General features: G+C 66.8%; 17 protein-coding genes. 7 read left to right on the top strand and 10 right to left on the bottom strand.

Translation table 11 applies throughout. The features are described from left to right. Position 1 precedes the first annotated feature (1 nt). Genes D2T30_RS08830 through D2T30_RS08815 form a run of 4 tightly spaced genes read left to right on the top strand, consistent with a single transcriptional unit; the run spans position 2 to position 3,877 of the window. Entirely contained in the window at positions 2-1,078 is a 1,077-nt protein-coding gene (locus D2T30_RS08830) for an ABC transporter ATP-binding protein (protein WP_128208566.1), read from the top strand. Then, positions 1,075-1,956, top strand: coding sequence for an ABC transporter permease (locus D2T30_RS08825; RefSeq protein ID WP_128208565.1), 882 nt, complete (start codon positions 1,075-1,077; stop codon positions 1,954-1,956). The genes D2T30_RS08830 and D2T30_RS08825 overlap by 4 nt, the downstream gene beginning before the upstream one ends. Then, on the top strand, positions 1,953-2,777 hold the full coding sequence (locus D2T30_RS08820) for an ABC transporter permease (RefSeq protein ID WP_128208564.1): 825 nt from the start codon (positions 1,953-1,955) through the stop codon (positions 2,775-2,777). Before D2T30_RS08825 ends, D2T30_RS08820 begins: the two co-directional genes overlap by 4 nt. Then, positions 2,774-3,877, top strand: a complete 1,104-nt coding sequence (locus tag D2T30_RS08815; protein WP_241651226.1) for a P1 family peptidase — start codon at positions 2,774-2,776, stop codon at positions 3,875-3,877. Before D2T30_RS08820 ends, D2T30_RS08815 begins: the two co-directional genes overlap by 4 nt. A 106-nt stretch (positions 3,878-3,983) precedes the next feature. Here D2T30_RS08815 and D2T30_RS08810 read toward each other — a convergent pair whose 3' ends face one another. Both D2T30_RS08810 and D2T30_RS08805 read right to left on the bottom strand, forming a co-directional pair. Continuing rightward, positions 3,984-4,805 carry an NADPH-dependent oxidoreductase gene (locus D2T30_RS08810; protein ID WP_164884258.1) on the bottom strand — a complete coding sequence of 274 codons (822 nt, stop codon included), beginning with the start codon at positions 4,803-4,805 and terminating at the stop codon, positions 3,984-3,986. Between the two features lie 194 nt (positions 4,806-4,999). Further along, complete coding sequence (locus D2T30_RS08805; RefSeq protein ID WP_128208562.1) at positions 5,000-6,421, bottom strand: amidohydrolase family protein; 1,422 nt, start codon at positions 6,419-6,421, stop codon at positions 5,000-5,002. Between the two features lie 280 nt (positions 6,422-6,701). Here D2T30_RS08805 and D2T30_RS08800 point away from each other — a divergent pair, with 280 nt between their 5' ends. Together D2T30_RS08800 and D2T30_RS08795 are read left to right on the top strand one after the other, a co-directional pair. Continuing rightward, the gene (locus D2T30_RS08800) at positions 6,702-8,285 is read left to right on the top strand and encodes an ABC transporter substrate-binding protein (RefSeq protein WP_128208561.1); all 1,584 of its coding nucleotides are present in this window, start codon (positions 6,702-6,704) and stop codon (positions 8,283-8,285) included. Between the two features lie 196 nt (positions 8,286-8,481). Next, positions 8,482-9,402 carry a LysR family transcriptional regulator gene (locus tag D2T30_RS08795; protein ID WP_128184727.1) on the top strand — a complete coding sequence of 307 codons (921 nt, stop codon included), beginning with the start codon at positions 8,482-8,484 and terminating at the stop codon, positions 9,400-9,402. A gap of 15 nt (positions 9,403-9,417) precedes the next feature. Here the strand turns inward: D2T30_RS08795 and D2T30_RS08790 are convergent, their stop codons facing one another. From D2T30_RS08790 to D2T30_RS24010, 6 genes are read right to left on the bottom strand one after another with little or no spacing between them, the layout of a single operon-like run. Beyond that, positions 9,418-10,059 carry an aspartate/glutamate racemase family protein gene (locus D2T30_RS08790; protein WP_128208560.1) on the bottom strand — a complete coding sequence of 214 codons (642 nt, stop codon included), beginning with the start codon at positions 10,057-10,059 and terminating at the stop codon, positions 9,418-9,420. A gap of 13 nt (positions 10,060-10,072) precedes the next feature. Then, complete coding sequence (gene hydA / locus D2T30_RS08785) at positions 10,073-11,533, bottom strand: dihydropyrimidinase (RefSeq protein ID WP_128208559.1); 1,461 nt, start codon at positions 11,531-11,533, stop codon at positions 10,073-10,075. 24 nt (positions 11,534-11,557) lie between these two features. After that, positions 11,558-13,378, bottom strand: coding sequence for an ABC transporter ATP-binding protein (locus tag D2T30_RS08780; protein WP_128208558.1), 1,821 nt, complete (start codon positions 13,376-13,378; stop codon positions 11,558-11,560). Positions 13,379-13,387: 9 nt separating this feature from the next. Beyond that, positions 13,388-14,233: an ABC transporter permease gene (locus tag D2T30_RS08775; protein WP_241651225.1), complete on the bottom strand. Its 846-nt coding sequence runs from the start codon at positions 14,231-14,233 to the stop codon at positions 13,388-13,390. Positions 14,234-14,243: 10 nt separating this feature from the next. Continuing rightward, positions 14,244-15,035 carry an ABC transporter permease gene (locus tag D2T30_RS08770; RefSeq protein ID WP_338325438.1) on the bottom strand — a complete coding sequence of 264 codons (792 nt, stop codon included), beginning with the start codon at positions 15,033-15,035 and terminating at the stop codon, positions 14,244-14,246. A gap of 3 nt (positions 15,036-15,038) precedes the next feature. Continuing rightward, positions 15,039-15,185, bottom strand: a complete 147-nt coding sequence (locus D2T30_RS24010; RefSeq protein ID WP_338325437.1) for a hypothetical protein — start codon at positions 15,183-15,185, stop codon at positions 15,039-15,041. A 359-nt stretch (positions 15,186-15,544) separates the two neighbouring features. Between D2T30_RS24010 and D2T30_RS08765 the strand changes: the two genes are divergently transcribed. Continuing rightward, positions 15,545-16,825: a Zn-dependent hydrolase gene (locus D2T30_RS08765; RefSeq protein ID WP_164884257.1), complete on the top strand. Its 1,281-nt coding sequence runs from the start codon at positions 15,545-15,547 to the stop codon at positions 16,823-16,825. A gap of 113 nt (positions 16,826-16,938) precedes the next feature. Here the strand turns inward: D2T30_RS08765 and D2T30_RS08760 are convergent, their stop codons facing one another. Next, on the bottom strand, positions 16,939-17,826 hold the full coding sequence (locus D2T30_RS08760; RefSeq protein ID WP_128208555.1) for a polysaccharide deacetylase family protein: 888 nt from the start codon (positions 17,824-17,826) through the stop codon (positions 16,939-16,941). Next, complete coding sequence (locus tag D2T30_RS08755; RefSeq protein ID WP_128208554.1) at positions 17,813-18,625, bottom strand: ABC transporter substrate-binding protein; 813 nt, start codon at positions 18,623-18,625, stop codon at positions 17,813-17,815. The genes D2T30_RS08760 and D2T30_RS08755 overlap by 14 nt, the downstream gene beginning before the upstream one ends. Between the last annotated feature and the right edge of the window lie 41 nt (positions 18,626-18,666).

Genomic DNA, 18,666 nt, shown 5'->3' with positions numbered 1-18,666 from the left:
GATGCCCGGCCCCCTGCTGGAAATCCGCGCCGCGCGGCGCAGCTTCACCACCCCCGAGGGGCGCGATTTCGCGGCCCTCGACGGCATCGACCTGCGCGTCGAGGATGGCGAGTTCGTCACCCTGCTCGGTCCTTCCGGCTGCGGCAAGACCACGCTGCTGCGCGCGATCGCGGGGTTCGAGCAGATCGACGACGGGGTGATCCGGCTCGACGGCGCCGATATCGGCCCGCTGCCGCCCCACCGCCGCCCGGTGAACACCGTGTTCCAGAGCTACGCGCTGTTTCCGCACATGTCGGTCGCGCGGAACGTGGGATATGCGCTGGAGGTGCGCGGCGTCGCGCGCAAGTCGCGCGAAGCGGCCGTGACCGAGGCGCTGGCCAAGGTGGGTCTGGCGCAATTCGGGGCGCGCAGGCCCGCGCAGCTTTCGGGCGGTCAGCGGCAGCGGGTGGCGCTGGCCCGCGCGATCGTCGCGCAGCCGCGGCTGCTTTTGCTGGACGAACCACTCTCGGCGCTCGACCGGAACCTGCGCCAGCAGATGCAGATCGAGCTCAAGGATCTGCAGAACCGGCTGGGCATCGCCTTCGTCTTCGTCACCCACGATCAGGAAGAGGCGCTGACCATGTCCGACAGGATCGTGGTGATGCGCGCGGGCCGGATCGAACAGGCCGGTCCGCCGCGCGAAATCTTCCGCGCGCCGAAAAGCCGGTTCGTGGCCGAGTTCATCGGCGAGACGAACCTGCTGCCGGCGGTCGTGCGCGCCACGGTCGGGGGAATGGCGGAACTGTCGCTGGAAGGCGGGCAGGTGCTGCATGCGCGGGCGGACAGCCTGCGGCCCGGGGCGAAAGTGGTGGCCGTGCTGCGGCCGACCGATCTTGCGCCGGCGGAACAGGGGCTTGCGGGCATCGTGCGACGGGTGATCTATCTGGGGGCCGATCTGCATCTGCGCGTCGAACCCGAAGGCGGCGGGGGCGAGATCGGCGTCATCCTGCGCGATGCGGGCCGGGTGCCCGCGCAGGGCGAACGGATCGTGCTGGGCTACGACCCCGCGCGGGTGCATGTCATGGAGGCGGGCGCATGACCCATCGCCAGCGTGTCCAGCTTTTCCTGCTCCTGACGCCGGTGACGGTGTTCCTCGGGGTGTTTTTCCTGATCCCGCTCGGCACCATCGCCGTCTATTCCCTTCTCACGCCCGGGCTTTACGGCGGCGTGGAATGGAGCTTCTATCACTGGAATTACGGGCGCATCTTCGGCTGGGCGGATGGCATCACCGAGGTGTTCGAGCCGGTCTATCTGCACATCCTGCTGCGCTCGCTCGGGCTCGCCGCGGCGACGGTGGCGATCTGCCTCGTGCTGTGCTACCCGGTCGCCTTCTGGGTCGCGGGGCTGGCGCCGCGCTGGCGGATGCTGTTCCTGTTCCTGATCACGCTGCCGTTCTTTGCCAGCCTGATCGTGCGGCTTTATGCGTGGCTGCTGCTGCTGAAACCCTCGGGGCTGCTGAACACGGTGCTGATGGGGCTTGGCGTGATCACCGAGCCTCTGGACATCCTCTACACCCCCGTGGCGGTGATCCTCGGCATGGTCTACATCTTCCTGCCCTTCATGTTCCTGCCGCTCTTCGCCTCGATCGACACGCTCGACCGTTCGCTGATCGAGGCGTCGGGCGACCTTGGCGCGCGGCCGGTCCAGACGCTGCTGAAGGTCGTCCTGCCGATGACCGTGCCCGGCATCGTCGCGGGCGGCGTCATCGTCTTCATCCCGGCGGTCGGCAATTTCATCGTGCCCGACGTTCTGGGCGGGGCCAAGGGGCTGATGACCGGCAACCTGATCGAGCAGCAGTTCCTGTCCTCGCGCAACTGGCCCTTCGGCTCGGCGCTGGCGATGGTGATCATGGCGCTGGTGCTTGGTGTGCTGCTGGTCTTCTCGAACCGCGCCCGCCGGGCGGGAGGACGGACATGAGACGCCTGCCCCTGACGGTCTTTTCGCTGATCTTCTTCGCCTTCCTCTATCTGCCGCTCGCGGTCATCGTCGGCTATTCGTTCAACGCCAATCCGGTGAACATGCTGGTCTGGGAAGGCTTCACGCTCGACTGGTATCGCGGGCTTTTCGGTCTCGACCGCTCGTTCGATCCGCAAAGCCGCACGGTCTATGTGGAAAGCACGCCGCAGATGCTGGCCGCCTTGCGCAATTCGCTGATCGTCGCGGTCTCGACCACCTGCATCGCCACCGTTCTGGGCACCACGGCGGCGCTGGCGCTGAACCGCTACAGGTTCCGCGGCAAGGCGCTGTGGTCGGGCGGGCTGATGGTGCCGATGATGATGCCGGACATCGTTCTGGGGATCGGGCTGCTGATCTTCTTCACCTCGGCGGGGATGAGGCTGTCGCTGCTGACGATCATCATCGGGCAATGCACCTTTCTGACCTCCTATGTCTTCATCGTGGTGCAGGCGCGGCTGGCCGGTCTCGACCCCGCGCTCGAGGAAGCCTCGGCCGATCTCGGCGCTTCCGACTGGGTGACGTTCCGCAAGGTGACGCTGCCGCAGCTTGCGCCGGGGCTGCTGGGGGGCGCGCTGCTTGCCTTCATCATCTCGATGGACGATCTGGTCATCACCTATTTCATCTCGGGCAGCGGCTCGCAGACCCTGCCCATCTACATCTTCGGCATGATCCGCCGCGGCGTGAAGCCCGAGATCAACGCCCTTGCGACGCTCATCATCCTTGCCTCCGTGCTGATCGCCGGCCTCGGCCTGTGGCTGCGCGCGAGAGGAGACCGAAAGTGAAGGACACCACCCCCATGAAACCCCGCGCCCGAGATCTGGGCCTGCCCTTTCCCGGCACTCCCGGCCCGTTCAACGCGATCACCGATGTGGCGGGGGTCGAGGTCGGTTTCTGCACGCTGACCGATCCCGCGCGCGGCCTGCGCACCGGCGTCACCGCGATCCTGCCGCGCGGCCATGCGCCCGAGGCGGTGCCGGTGCGGGCCGGGCACTATGCGCTCAACGGCAACGGCGAGATGACGGGCACGCACTGGATCGACGATGCCGGGCATTTCCTCGGCCCGGTGCTGATCACCAACACCCATGCGGTGGGCGCCTGTCACACCGCCGCCGTGCGCTGGATGATCGCGCAATATCCGGCGCATTTCCGCGACGGGCACGCCTGGGCGATGCCCGTGGTGGCCGAAACCTACGACGGCGTGCTGAACGACATCACCACGCTGGCGGTGAGCCCGGACCATGCGCTGAGCGCGCTGGCCTCGGCCGGGCCGGGCGCGGTGGCCGAGGGCTCGACCGGCGGGGGCAACGGGATGATCGCCTATGAGTTCAAGGGCGGCACGGGCACCGCCTCGCGCCGGGTGCCGATCGGCGGACAGACCTACACCATCGCCGCGCTGGTGCAGGCGAACCACGGCATTCGGCCCTGGCTGACGATCCTTGGCCGGCCGGTCGGGCAGCGGATGCCCGAAGGCCGCCTGCGCGAGCGGGAAACCGGCTCGATCATCGTGGTGATCGCCACGGATGCGCCGCTGTCCCAACTGTCCCTGCGCGCGGTGGCGAAGCGCGCGGCGATCGGCATCGGCCGGGGCGGCACGCCCGGAGGGAACAATTCGGGCGACATCTTCCTTGCCTTCACCACCGCCAACCCGCAGGGCGCGGCGGAACGGGCGGCGCCGCTCTGGACCGTGACCGAGCTGAACCCGGATTGCATCGATCCGCTCTACCTCGCCGCGGTTGAGGCCGTGGAGGAAGCGGTGGTCAACGCCCTCGTCGCCGGTGAGGACGTCCCCACGGTGAAACCCGCGGGACATCTGTGCAAAGGCATCGACACCGAGGCCCTGCGCGCGATGTTCCGCGAGACTGCTCCTTTGCCGGCGCGGTGACCGGGGCAGGTCCTGCCTCTGGTTCGATCGATCAGGCGGGCAGGGTGCGGAGCGCAAGCCTCGTGAACCGGCCGGGTCTACAGCCGCGCACCCACGCGCCCCGGCGTCATTGCAACGGAAAGCTGAGCTGCGCCAGGATCCGGCGCAGCCGGTCGCGCCCCGCAAGATAGACGGTGGAGGCAAAGCGGTCGCGGTGCCGGCCGGTCCAGGTTGCGGCGGGGCGGCCCTGGGCCGTTTCATGCGCTGAAAAGACCGCGTCGTAGCGGGCCAGATCCTCGGCCTCTCCGGCATCGGAATAGGTTTCGTGATGCAGCACGACCGACTGCGGCAGGCGCGGGCGGATCCCGGTTTCGGGCGGGCGCTCATAGCCGATGCAGAGACCGAAGACGACGAAGGCCTGCGGCGGCAGGTTCAGCTCCTGCGCGATGAATTCGGGATCGTTGCGCAGATTGCCGACGAAGCAGGTTCCAAGCCCCATCGACTCGGCCGCGAGGGCGACGGTCTGGGCGAAGATCGCGCAATCGCTGATCCCGGCGATGAAACTGTCGAGCATCGGCAGCGCGAAGAGATCGGCCCCGATGGCCCGGCCGATCCGGGCGGGGCGGGACTGGTCGATGACGAAACACAGCACCACGGGGGCCTGCGCGACGAAGGCCTGCCCGCTTGCGGCGCGCGACAGACGGCCGCGGCGCTCCGCATCCTGCACCGCGATCACCGAGACCGCCTGCATGTTCGACGAGGTCGCCGCCGACTGGCCCGCCGCGATCAGCGCCTCGAGCGCGCCGGGCGCAAGGGGGCGGTCCTGATAGCTGCGCACCGAGCGGTGCCGCAGCATCAGCTCGATCGTGGGCGTGAGGGGCAGGTCGATGGCGGGCTGAAGGCCACCGTATCGGCGGTCGAGGGCATCGTGCGAGGTCTGAGTGGTCATGTCCGGATTTCTTTGCAGGGCAGGGAGGGTGCGCGGCTGTTGAGGATGGATCCGCCTCCGCGGGGAGACTGCGTGACTATGCCGCGATCCCATCGCGGGACACAAGTTCGCGGCAGGCATCTGATGCCTGCGTCGGGTCAGGCTTGATGCGGGGGCCGGCCCCACAGGCGGAAAGGCCCGATCGCTCAGGGCGATCAGGCGTCCAGTGCGGCGCGCGCCTCCGGCAGGTCCCAGATCTTGCGGATCGCCGCGGCGCCTGCCTCGGTCACTTCGGCTTCGTCGAGGTTGCTGGCGTGGCCATTCTCGATCAGCACGCGGCCGTCGATCATCACCATGCCGATGTTTGCCCGGTTCGCCAGCCAGACCGCCGCGCGCAGGGGGTTATACATCGGTTGCAGATGCGGATGGCTGAAGTCGAGCACCGTCAGATCGGCCTTGGCGCCCACCGCGATGCGACCCAGATCGTCGCGCCGGATCGCTTCGGCGGCGTCGAGCGTGATCGCGTTCATCAGTTCGGGCGCGGTCGCCTGGGTGGCGTCGCCGGTGGTGATCTTGGAAATCAGCGCCGCGGCGTTCACCTCGCCCAGCAGGTCCATGTTGTAGCCATCGGTGGCGACAGTTGTGCGCACGCCGTGGCTGCGGAACCGGGCGTAGGATCCCACCGTGCCGCCCCGGGCGAAGACCCGCGGGCAGTTCAGGATCGTGGTGTCGCGCCGCGCCATCAGGTCGAGGTCCGCATCGGTCGTGCGGATGCAATGCGCGATCGTCAGGTCGCGGTCCATCACGCCCAGCCAGTCCAGATATTCGATCGGCGTGCGGCCGTTATAGCGGGCGGCGATGGTCTCCATCTCGCCGATGCTTTGCGCGGCATGGATGGTCGAGGGCACGCCCAGCTCACGGGCGCGGCCAACGATGTGGCGCAGGAAATCGGGGTTGCAGGTGTCGGTGGCATGCGGGCTCATGGCAAGGCCGATGCGCCCGTCGTCCGCCCCCTGCCAGCGGTCGTATAGCCCCTGCCAGACCTGCAGATCCCGCAGCGGATTGTCATCCGACGCAGCATAGTCGACAGAGCCGTCCGCCCGCCCCACCGGCATGTCGGTCGAAAACAGATAGGGCGCGCCGTAGAACCGGATGCCCATTTCCAGCGCGGCGTCGAACATCTCGGGGATGCCGGCGCGGAAGGGTTCCATCACCGTGGTGCTGCCGCCCTTGAGCAGTTGCAGAATACCCATGCGCGCGACGGCGAGGCGTTCCTCGCGGCTCAGGATCTCGGTGCCGATCTTGGTCAGCGGCAGCAAGACGGTGTAGATGATGCTCTTGCCCGCGCGGCGCCCGGCGCCATCCTCGACATGGGTGCGCGCGACCGCCTCGGAAAAGCAATGATTGTGCAGGTTCAGGAAGCCCGGAACGACGAACTGATGGGGCCTGTCATGCACCTCGTCGATGCCCGCTGGCAGCGAGGAGGTCACGGCGACGATCCGGTCGCCCTCGGTCACGACCCAATGGTCCCGCAGCACCTGCGGCCTGCCCTCGACGAAGGCCAGCACATGCTCGCCCCGGATGGCCTTCGTGCCCGATGCCCGGACGGGCGCGGCGGTAAGATCGGATGTCGTCATCATGGTTCCCGATGTCATGGTTGCGCATGGAAATCCTAGCGCCGGGGTGAAAAATCCCGCAACCGTGCCAGCTATCATCTTCGCCGCCTCACTATGCCCGCCGATTATAGCCCTTCGGACGGGGCCTATCACCGCGCCGAATGCCACGGGCGGATTTGTCATAGGTCACCCCCTTGCCCGTTGGAGACGGTTTCCCCGAGACTTCCCCCGGAATCAGCGCGCGCAATGCGCTGAAAGCCTCCGGCCAAACGGGGGACAACCTCATGCTGCAGGGATAGAGATGCTTTCACGTCGTCACTTCATGGCCTCCTCGGCCGCCACGGTCACGTTGCTTGCCGCGCCTTCGCTGGTGCGGGCGCAGAACCAGCGGGTTCTGAAATACATTCCGGTCATCGACCTTGCCATGCTCGATCCGGTCGCGGCGACGGCGCAGGTGTCGCGCACCCACGGCTTCATGGTGTTCGACACGCTCTATGGCATGGACACGAAACAGCAGGTCCATCCGCAGATGGTCGACCATCACACCGTCAGCGACGACGGCAAGGAGTGGACCCTGACCCTGCGCGACGGGCTCATGTGGCACGACGGTGAAAAGGTCACCGCGCGCGACTGCGTCGCCTCGATCCTGCGCTGGTCGAAACGGGACGCGGCGGGCGATGCGCTGATGCAGGCGACGGACGAACTTTCCGCCCCCGACGACAAGACCATCCGTTTCCGCCTGAAGGCGCCGTTCCCCTACGTGCCCTATGTTCTGGGCAAGGTGTCCTCGCCCGTGTGCTTCATGATGCCCGAGCGGATCGCCAACACGGATCCGTTCCAGCAGATCACGGAAATCATCGGCTCCGGCCCCTACCGCTATGTCGCCGACGAACGCCTGCCCGGAGCGCGCAACGTCTATCAGCGGTTCGAGGGCTACAAGCCGCGCGAGGATGGCGTCACCGACTGGACCTCGGGTCCCAAGGTGGTGCATTTCGACCGCGTCGAATGGACGACGATGCCAGATGCCGCGACCGGCACCGCCGCGATGCAGGCGGGCGAGCAGGACTGGCAGGATACCATGCCGCATGACCTGCTGCCGATCGTGCAGGCCTTCCCGGATCTGCGGACGATGGTGCTCGACGATCTCGGTTTTACCTGCGCGATGCGGGTGAACCATCTGCAGGCACCGTTCAACAACCCCGACGTGCGCCGCGCGCTGATGGGGGCGATCGATCAGCAGGCCTTCATGACCGCGGTGGTGGGGGACAATCCGGACTACATGTATAGCCCGCTTGGCTATTTCACCCCCGGCACGCCTTTTGCATCGGAGGCCGGGCTCGACGTGCTGCGCGGCCCGCGCGACTATGCGGCGGTGAAGGCGGCGCTGACGGCCGCGGGCTACAACGGCGAAAAGGTCGTCCTGCTGGTGCCGGCCGACTCGCTTGCGCAGAAGCCGCTTGGCGACATTGCCTTCGACGTGATGCAGAAGGCGGGGATGAACGTCGAATATGCGGCGATGGACTTCGCCTCGGTGCTGAAACGGCGGACCTCGAAGGAGCCGGTGGAGAATGGCGGATGGAGCGCCTTTGTCGGCAACTGGCAGGGGATCGACTGGCTCAGCCCGCTGACCCACAACACGCTGCGCGGCGACGGCACTTTCCCCGGCTGGTATCAGGGGCCGGAGATGGAGGCCCTGCGCAACCAGTGGCTGGCGACCGCGGATGCGGCGGAACAGAAGGCGCTGGCGGTGAAGATGCAGGAGCAGGCCTTCCACGACGTGCCCTATTACCCGATCGGGCAATACAAGCAGCCGACGCTTTATCGTGCCGATCTGGAAGGGATCCTCAAGGGCACGCCGGTGTTCTGGAACGTGCGGCGCGCCTGAGTCGCGCCAGCCTATAACATTGAATGATGGCTTTGCGCGCGGCGGAAACTTCTGTCGCGCGTCTTTCACGCGCATTTTCGGCCATGAATGCCATTTAATTGCGCATACACTGGCGGATGCCCGATGCTCCATCAGAAATGACGGGCATCGCGCCGCAGAATATAGAATAAGTGGCGGTTATGGACAGGGGCCGCCAATGAACCTCAAGCAAATCGAACTTCTGCGCACCGTGATCACCTGCAAGACGACGGTGAAGGCCGGGCGCGAGCTGGGCATGTCGCAGCCCGCGGTGTCGAACGCCATCAAGCATCTGGAATCGCAGCTCGGCTTTCCGCTGTTCGAGCGGGTGAACAACCGGCTCTTCACCACCGAGCAGGCGCGCCAGCTTTTCGCCGAAAGCGAGGCCCTGTTCGAAAGCTACCGCGTCTTCACCGAAAGGCTCGAGGATCTGAAGCTTCAGAACCGCGAAAGCCTGCGGATGTTTTCCAGCCCGCCGCTTGGCCATCTGCTGATCCCGCAGGCGATGCGGCGGTTCCTCGAACGGCATTCGGATGTGCATGCCTTCTATGAAATCGCAACCTTCTCGCAAGTCACGCACAGCGTCGAACTCGGGTTGGCGGATCTTGGCTTTGTGGTGGGGCGTGTCGATGAAACCCAGTTCCACGCCGAAACGCTGTTCGCGGAACCGATGGTCTGTGTGATGCCGCCCGACTCGCCGCTGGCGAAGAAATCGGTGATCCGGCCTGCGGATCTGGTCGGGCAGCCGATGATCTCGCTCGACCGCGGCACCGGGATGGGGCAGATCCTGCGGCGGGTATTCCAGCAGGAGGGGGTGCCCCTCGAATTCGTGGCCGAGACGCGCTACTGCAACACGGCGTGCATCTTTGTGCAGAACAGGGTCGGCGTGGCGGTGGTCGATGCGCTCAGCGCGGCCTCGACCATGGGCGATACGCTGATCGTGCGCGCCTTTGAACCGCGCGAGGTGTTGGAAGCCTCGGTGATCTATTCGAAGAAGCGGCTGCTGAACAATACCGCGCAGGCCTTCCTGCGGGAGGTGCGCCGCTCGGCCAATGACATGGCGGAGCGGCTTGCCTCGGTGCATGGCCGCGCAGCCTGAGCCGGCTCCGGTCCGCTAGCCCAGAAGCGCCCCGACCGCGATGGCCGCCCCGGCAAGAACGGGGTCGATCACCGGCATGCCGAGATCGGCTTCCAACGCCGCGCGTCTCGGGCCGAAGCCTGCGCAGCCCAGCACGACCGCCCCGGCGCCAAGGCCGCGCAATCGGTCTGCCGCGGTCCGTGTCTCGGCATAGGCGGCATCGGATTGTCCGACGGCCAGCGCCGAATAGCCCGACAGGCCCAGTTCGCCCGCGAACCGTTCCGTCAGGCCAAGCTTTTCGATCCGCGCCCGGTGCCGGGGCACGGCGCGTTCGGACAGCGCGATGATCCCGTAGCGCGGCGCGCGGGCAAGCGCCGTCAGGATCGCGCATTCCTGTATGCCGAACACCGGGCGTGCGGTCTGCCCGCGCAACATGTCGACACCCGGATCCGAGAAGCAGGCGACGAGGATCGCATCCGCCCGCGCTTTTGCGGCGATGGCGCAGACGTCGCGGCCCGCGCGCTGCGCATCCTCGTCGCTGGAGATCGTGTCCGGCCCTGCGTCATTGGTCACGCAGTCGATCTTCACGCCCGTCACCCGCCATGGGTCAAGCGCGCGATCGATGTTCGCCGTGACGGTGGTGTTGGAATTCGGGTTGATCACCAGCAATCGGGGCATGTCGGACCTCCTCTCAAGGGCGGATCCGTGCGCCGAAATTGCGCGATGGATCGGTTTCGATCGCATTCCACCCCGGAGCCGCGCCAAGGTCGGGCAGGGCGCGGGCGACGAACCGGCCCTGTCCCTCCTGCGCCACCAGCGCGCGGTCGCGGATCACCCATGCGCCCCGGGTCAGCACCGATTCGGGCCAGCCGGTGATCTCCATCCCCTCGAAAGGCGTGTAGTCCATGTTGTCGTGCATGTCGGCCAGCGTGGCGCGCTTCGTCAGTTCGGGATTCCAGATCGCAATATCGGCGTCCAGCCCCGGATGCAGCCGCCCCTTGCGCGTCATGCCGAACAGCCGCGCCGGATTGGCCGCGCTGAAGCGCACGAAATCGTTCAGCGTGATCCGCCCCTTCACCACCCCTTCGGAAAACAGATAGGGCAGGCGCATCGCGATCCCCGGCATGCCCGAGCCCATCTTGGTATAGGGTGCATCGGCGCCGTTCACGAACTTGCCGGTCGCATCCATCCGGTAGGGCGCATGGTCCGAGGTGATGCAGTCAAAGGTGCCGCGCCGGATATGGCTCCAGAGCGCCTCCTGCGTGTCGGCGTCGCGCACCGGCGGGGAACAGATATAGGCCGCGCCCTCCTGCCCGGGGCGGTCCAGATCATCGCGGGTCAGCGACAGGTATTGCGGGCAGGTCTCGGCGAATACCTTGGCCCCCTCGGCCCGTGCGCGGGCGACCAGCTCGGCCCCGCCGCGGGTCGAGACATGCACCACGAACAACGCCGCGTCGACCAGCTTGGCCAGAGAGATCATCCGGTGGATCGCCTCTTCCTCGGCCAGTTCGGGGCGCGAGACCGCGTGATAGCGCGGCGCGGTATGGCCATCCTCGGCCAGCCGCGCGTTCATCCACTTGATCATCGCGTTGTTTTCCGAATGCACCATCGTGATGGCGCCGTATTTCTTTGCGACCGACAGGATCCTGAGCATCTCGGCATCGCCGAGGTTCAGCAGATCATAGGTGGTGAAAACCTTGAACGAGGTCACGCCCGCCTCGAAGGCCTCGGGCAGGCCCTTGGTCAGCACCTCGTCGCTCGGGTCCGAGACGATCAGATGCCAGCCATAGTCGATGACCGAGGATTTCGCGCGTTCCCCGTAGGTGTCGAGCACATGGCGGATGCTCTGCCCGCGATGCTGCGCGGCGAAGGGGATGAAGCTCGAATTGCCGCCGAAAGCCGCCGAGACCGAGCCACTGCGGTAGTCGTCCGCCGTCATGATCCCCGAGGAGCTTTCCTGCGCGATGTGGCAATGGCTCTCGATCCCGCCGGGCAGGACCAGCCGCCCGCCCGCGTCGATCCGCTGCGCGCCGCCGGCGATCTTTTCGCCGATGGCGGCGATGCGCCCGTCGCGGATGGCAAGATCGCCCGCGAAACTGCCTTCCGAGGTCACGATCGTGCCGGAATGGATCACCGTATCGAATTCAGCCATTGCTCAGATGCCTTTCCTCTCGCGTCAGGTTCTTGCGAACTCCGACATGCTGGTTTCCTCGACGAGATGCCCGGGCGCGACTTCGCGGTAGCGGAGCGGCGGGGTGACGTGGCCGGGGGGCCGGATCGGGCTTCGCGTCTCGAACGGCGCGGGGGCGTGTGCGGCCCTGCGCCGCGCCGGATCCGGCACCGGCACCGCCGAAAGAAGGCGCCGGGTGTAGGGATGCGACGGTGTGCCGAAGACGGCCGCGCGGGGGCCGATCTCGACGATGCGGCCGGAATACATCACCGCGACCCGATGCGCGATCCGTTCGACCACGGCCATGTCATGGCTGATGAACAGGTAGCCGACGCCGGTTTCTTCCTGAAGGTCCATCAGCAGGTTCGACACCTGCGCCTTGACCGAAACGTCGAGCGCCGAGACCGCCTCATCCGCGACGATCACCCGCGGGTCGAGCATCAGCGCCCGTGCGATGGCGATGCGCTGCCGCTGCCCGCCCGAGAATTCATGCGGGAAGCGGCGCGCGACATCGGGGTTCAGCCCGACCTTGGTCAGCAGATGCGCGGCCTTGTCCTGCGCCTCGGCCGGGCTGCCCAGCCGGTTGACCAGATAGGCCTCGCACAGCGAGGCGCCGATCCGGATGCGGGGGTTGAGGCTGGCGTAGGGATCCTGAAAGATCATCTGCACCGAACGCCGCATCCTCCGCAGATCCGCGCCGGACACGTTCAGCGCGTCGAACCCGTCAAGCATGACCGACCCGCCATCCGCCTCGATCAGCCGCGAGATCGCGCGCCCCGTGGTCGATTTGCCGCAGCCGGATTCGCCCACCAGTGCCAGCGTTTCGCCCGACATCAGGCTGAAGGACACGTCCTCGATCGCATGCACCCGGCCGGTGACGCGACCGAAGATGCCGCCCTTGATCTCGAACCGTTTCTGCAGGTGCCGCACGTCCAGCACCGTTTGCGGTTTTTTCAGGTCCGCAGAGCGCGGCGCGACGGGGGTTCCGGTTCCGGCCAGACCGCGGAACCGCTGCGGACCGTCATGGCCGGCCATCTCCCCCAGCCGCGGCACGGCGTCCAGCAATGCGCGGGTGTAATCGGCCTTCGGCGCGGCGAAGACCTCGTCGGTCGGGCCGGTCTCGACGGCGCGGCCGTGATACATCACCATCGTGCGGTCGGCGATTTCCGCCACCACGCCCATGTCATGGGTGATGAACAGCACGGCCATCCCCTCGAGCCGCTGCAGATCGCGGATCAGCTCAAGGATCTCGGCCTGGATCGTGACGTCGAGCGCCGTCGTCGGTTCGTCCGCGATCAGCAGTTTCGGCCGCCCGGCCAGCGCCATGGCGATCATCACCCGCTGCCGCATCCCGCCCGAGAAATGATGCGGATAGCTGTCCATCCGCCGCTCGGGATCCGGGATCCGCACCTTGCGCATCAGGTCCAGCGCGCGGGCGCGCGCGGTGCGGCGGTCCATCCGTTCATGGGCGCGCAGCGCCTCTTCAAGCTGGTAGCCCACCTTCAGCAGCGGGTTCAGCGAGGTCATCGGTTCCTGAAAGATCATCGCGATGCCCCGGCCGCGGAGCTGGCGCATCTCTTCGCGCGTGAGGCCGGTCAGTTCGCGTCCGTCAAAGCGCACCGAGCCCGACACCCGCGCGGGCAGCAACCCCATCAGCGTCAGCGCCGTGACGGACTTGCCCGAACCCGACTCCCCCACCACCGCGAGGATCTCGTTGCGGTTCAGGTCGAAGTCGATGCCGTGCAGGATCTCGGCCGCGCCATCCTCGGTCGGCAGCGAGACCCGCAGATTGCGGACGGACAGCAGCGGTTCGTTCTGGTCGGTCATTCCGTCCCCTCAGTTCCGCCGCCCGGCACGCGGGTCGAGCATGTCGCGCAGCCCGTCGCCGACCATGTTCACCGCGAGGATGGCGATCGACAGTATCAGCGCCGGGAAGGCGACGATATGCGGCTTGACCATCCACAGGGTGCGACCCTCGGCCATGATGTTGCCCCAGGACGGCACCGTGGGCGGCGTGCCCGCGCCGATGAAGCACAGCACCGCCTCGGACAGCATGGCGCCGGCGCACAGATAGGTGGCGTTGACGATGATCGGTGCGGCGGCATTCGGCAGGATGTGGCGAAAGATGATCCGTCCGGTCCCAACGCCGCCGCCGATCACCGCCTCGACAAAGACCGCCTCGCGCAGCGACAGCACCGAGCCGCGCACCAGCCGCGCGATCCTCGGGATGCCGGAAATCGAGATCGCCACGATCACATTGCCGATCGAGCCGGTCGACAGCGCCATCAGCGCGACCGCGAGCAGCACCGAGGGGATCGACATCACCCCGTCCATGATCCGCATCAGGATCGCGTCGGCCAGCCGCACATACCCCGCGACAAGCCCGATCACCGTGCCCGCCACCGTCGCGATCAGCGCCACCGCGACGCCGATGCTCAGCGACAGGCGCCCGCCGTAGATGATGCGGGCGAACAGGTCGCGGCCCAGCATGTCGGTGCCGAAGATATGGTCCCACGACGGCGCCTTCGCGCGCTGGCTCATGTCGACGAAGCCCGGATCGACCGGCGTGACCAGCGGCGCGCACAGCGCGAGCAGGCAGAGCGCCGCAAGGATCGCCGCGCCGAGGGCCAGACCGGGGTGGCGGCGCGCGATACGGCGCATGGGGAGGGTGATGGCTGCCATGGCGTTCCCCTCAATACCGGATCCGGGGATCGACGAAGGCATAGACCAGATCGATCAGCAGGTTCACCAGCACGTAGGAAAAGCTGAAGAACAGCACGATGCCCTGAATCACCGGGAAATCCCGCCGCAGGATCGATTCCGCGGTCAGCCGGCCCAGCCCGGGGATGACGAAGACGCTTTCCGTGACCACGGCGCCGCCGATCAGCATCGCGACACCGATACCGATGATGGTGATGATCGGCACCGAGGCGTTCTTGAGGGCGTGCAGGAACAGGATCCTGCCGTCGCCGAGCCCCTTGGCCCGGGCCGTGCGGATATAGTCCTGATCGAGCGTTTCGAGCATCGAGGCCCGGGTGATCCGCGCGATCAGCGCGACATAGGCGGTGCCGAGCGACGCGGCGGGCAGGATGAGCTGCCGGAACCACGGCACGATCCCTTCGGAGAGCGGCGTGTAGCCCTGCACCGGCAGCCAGCCGAGCTTGAGCGCGAACAGCCATGCCCCCGCATAACCGCAGGCGAAGACCGGGATCGAGAAGCTGACCACGGCGATCACCGTCGTCACCCGGTCAAAACCGCCGCCCTTGCGCCAGGCGGCCCAGACCCCCACCGGCACCGCGATCAGCACGGAAAACACCAGCGTCACCGCCATCAGCGACAGCGTCGGTTCCAGCCGCTGCCCGATCATCGTGGCGACAGGCATGTTGCTGAACAGTGAATTGCCCAGATCGAAGTGCAGCACCCCCCAGAGCCAGGATCCGAACTGCAGCGCGAACGGCCGATCGAGCCCGAGCGCATGACGCACGCGCTACACATCCTCGGCCGTTGCGGTCTCGCCCGCGATCAGCGCCGCGGGATCTCCGGGCGAGAAATAGAGGATCGAGAAGACGATCAGGGCGACCGTCAGCATCACCGGGATGGTCGACAGAAGCCGGCGCAGCACATAGCGGATCATGTTCGGACGAAGGGCTCTTTGCTGGGGGACATCGGGGGATAGTGGCGCCCGGCTCCGGCCGAAGGCAAGGTCCGCGCCTTCACAATCGCCGTGCGGGGTATTCGGATTGTGCGGGCAGTATTCGCCCGCCGGATAGGATGGCCCGGACTATTCGCGGCGGAAATACGGGCGGCGCATAAGCAATAGGCGCGGGTGGCCGCATGGCATTGTCCGGAAACGGAACCGGCCGCAGTATCGGCGGCGGCAGGACCGGCGCATCGTCCGGGCCGGGCCTCGACCCTTCCCGGACGCGGCAGCCTGTCGTTTCACGGGCACGCAGCAGGAAACAGCGAACGATGATCCCCGCACAGGATGACACAATGGCCCAGACGGTTCGCATGGCGGTGTTCGGCCAGCGCGACTTTGCGGCTGGCTTCTTCGACGATCTGGCCGCGATCGGCACCGATCCCGCCGGCGGGATCACCCGCGACACCTATGGCCCCGGCGAGAACCGCGGTCACGAGGTGATGGCCCGGGCGGCCGAGGCAAGCGGTCTTGGCCTCTCGGTCGATGCGGCGGGCAACACCTATGCGCGCTGGACCGCCGCGGACGATCTGCGCACGGTGATGATGGGCTCGCATCTCGACAGTGTGCCGCGCGGCGGCAATTTCGACGGCGCGGCGGGCGCGCTGGCAGGGCTCGTCGCGATCCGCGCCTTGCGCGCGCTTGACGCGCGGCCGCGGATCAACCTTTGCGCAATGGGGATCCGCGCCGAAGAGAGCGTCTGGTTCCAGACCTCCTATGTCGGCTCGCGCGCGGCGCTTGGCACGCTGCCGGTGGAAACCTACGACACCGCCCGCCGGATCGACACCGGGCGCACTCTGGCCGACCACATGGCGGCCTGCGGCTGCGATGTCGAGGCGCTGCGCAACGGCGCCCGCCCGCTCGACCCGGCGACCCTCGAAGCCTATATCGAACTGCATATCGAGCAGGCGCCCTCGCTGGTCGAGGAAGGCAGGCCGATCGGGATCTGCACCGGCATTCCCGGCAACTTCCGCTATCCCGATGCGAAGATCGTCGGCCGTCACGGCCATGTCGGCACGCCGCACCGCTTCCGCCACGATGCCGCCATCGCCGGGGCCGAGATCGCGACCGAGATGGAAAAGCTCTGGACCGCGCGGGAGGCCGAGGGCACGCCGCTTGCCGTCACCTTCGGCCGTTTCCACACCGACGCGGCCTTTCACGGGCTGACCACGGTGCCGGGGCTGTTCCATTTCTCGATCGACGTGCGGGCCTATGACGAAAAGACGCTCGCCGAGATCGAGCAGGAATTCCTGCGCATCGTCGCCCGGGCCGAGGCCAACCATTCCGTGCGCGTCGAGCTTGGCCCGCGCAAGAGCGCGCCCGTCGGCCCGGTGGACCCGGATCTGCGCGGCGGGCTGGTCGCTGCGGCGCGGGCGCTTGGCACGGGGTTCATCGATCTCGGCTCGCCCGCCTCGCATGACGCCGCCGCCTTCGCCGCCGCCGGCGTTCCGATGGCGATGCTGTTCATCCGCAATGAAAACGGCAGCCACAACCCGCTCGAGGCGATGGAGATCGACGATTTCCTTGAAGGCTGCGCCGTGCTGACCGAGTTCCTGTATCGGAAATATTGCCGATAGGTCTTCCCCCGCCTGCGCCCGGCCTCGTGCCGGGCGATTTTTCGGGCGGAACAGGTGAGCCCTGAGGCCGGATGAATGAAAAAGGCCGCGACACAATCGCGGCCTTTTGGGTTTCAGCGTGCTTCCGCCTGTTCGTGGCGCAGGTAGTTCGCGGCGATCTCCTCGCCCGTGGTGATCCAGAGATCGGGGAAGGACTGGGCGTAGGTCAGGAACTCCCGCAAAAGCCGCAGCCGCATCGGCCGCCCCGAGCATTGCGGATGCAGCACCGTCGTCACCATCGCGCCCCAGTCGCGGGTCTCGTCCAGCTCATCCTTCCAGATCGAAAGCACATGTTCCTTCGGAAAGATCGGCCGGGGGCTGAACCGCGCCGAAAGACCCAGCATCCAGTCGTCGTAGCTTGCCGTCGGCGGCAGTTCGATGGTGCCGGGGCGGCCGTCGTCCAGGATGTGACGATAGGGCCGGACATCGTCGCGGAAGGATGAGGTATAGACGAAACCCCGTTCCGCCAGCGCGACGCGCAGCTCTTCGCAGAACTCGCCCGAGGGCGCGCGATAGCCCTTGGGCACCACGCCCAGCCGGCGTTTCAGCGCGTCGAGACCGGCATCCACTTCCTCGATCAGCCGCGGGCTGCCGGGATCGGGCAGCAGGTGGTGATAGCCGTGGTGGCCGATCTCATGCCCCGCCTTGAGGATCGCCTCACACATCGCGGGATGGGCGTCGAGCGTCCATCCGGTGATGAAGAACGTCGCCTTCAGGCCAAGCTGATCGAGCAGCTCAAGCAGTTTCGGCGTGCCGACGCGCGCCTCGTAGCCGCCATAACTCATCGTCACCAGACGGTTGAAGTTGTCCGGATCCTTCGCCGTCCAGGCCGATTCCGCATCGACGTCGAAGGACAGGAACATCGCTGCGCCATAGCCTTCGGGCCAGGGATAGAGCGGCGCAGGGGGCGCCGCATTGGGCGCCCGCCGGGGCAGGTCGTCAAAGGACTCAATGCGCGCCATTGATCGTCGCCTTTTCCACGCCGCTTTCCTGCAACTGCCATTTTTCCAGCAACGCGCCGTAGGTGCCGTCGGCGATCACCGCGTCAAGCGCGTCTGCCAGCGTCTGCTGGAAGGCGGTTTCCTTCACCGGCACGGCAATGCCCATCAACTGGAACGAAATCGGCTTGCCGATCGTGTGATAGGTGCCTTCTTCCTGATCCATCACATAGGGCAGCGTTTCATTGCCCTGCACGGCGACGTCGATGCGCCCCTGCTTGAGCTGCGTGCGCGCGTCGGCCGAACCGTCGGTGCCGACGAATTTCACCGGATTGTCGCCGCAATTCGCCTCGCTCCAGGCGGCGATCTCCTGCGGGTAGGAGGTGCGGCGGCTGGCGCCGACCGACTTGCCGCAGACCGACTTCTCGTCCGTAAAGGCGTCTGCATTGGTGGAAAGGACGAAGAATTGCGGCCCGCTGCGCAGGTAATCGACGAAGGTCGCCGTTTCATGCCGCGTCGGCAGATCGCTCATCCCCGACATGATCACGTCGATCCGCCCGGTTTCCAGCGCGGGCAGCATCGTCGCAAAGGCGAGTTCCTGCCATTCGATCTTCACGCCGAGCTTCTCGGCCAGCGCCGTCGCCAGATCGATGTCGAAACCGGTCAGCGTGTTCGTCGCCGGATCGCGGAATTCGAGCGGCGGATAATTCGGCGTATTGGCGATGCGCAGCACGCCGCTTTGCTGCACGGTTTCGGGAAGGGTCTGGGCCATCGCGCCGAAGGCAGTTCCACAGATCAGTGCAGCCGTCAGGAAGGTTTTCATGGTCTGAAACTTTCGCAAGAGGGAAATGAGGAGGGGCTGTC

The organism is Paenirhodobacter populi, assembly GCF_004022215.1.
In the GTDB taxonomy this organism is placed as follows: domain Bacteria; phylum Pseudomonadota; class Alphaproteobacteria; order Rhodobacterales; family Rhodobacteraceae; genus Rhodobacter; species Rhodobacter populi.
The sequence above is the reverse complement of the archived record's forward strand: the minus strand, read 5'-3'. Positions and strand labels throughout refer to the sequence as shown.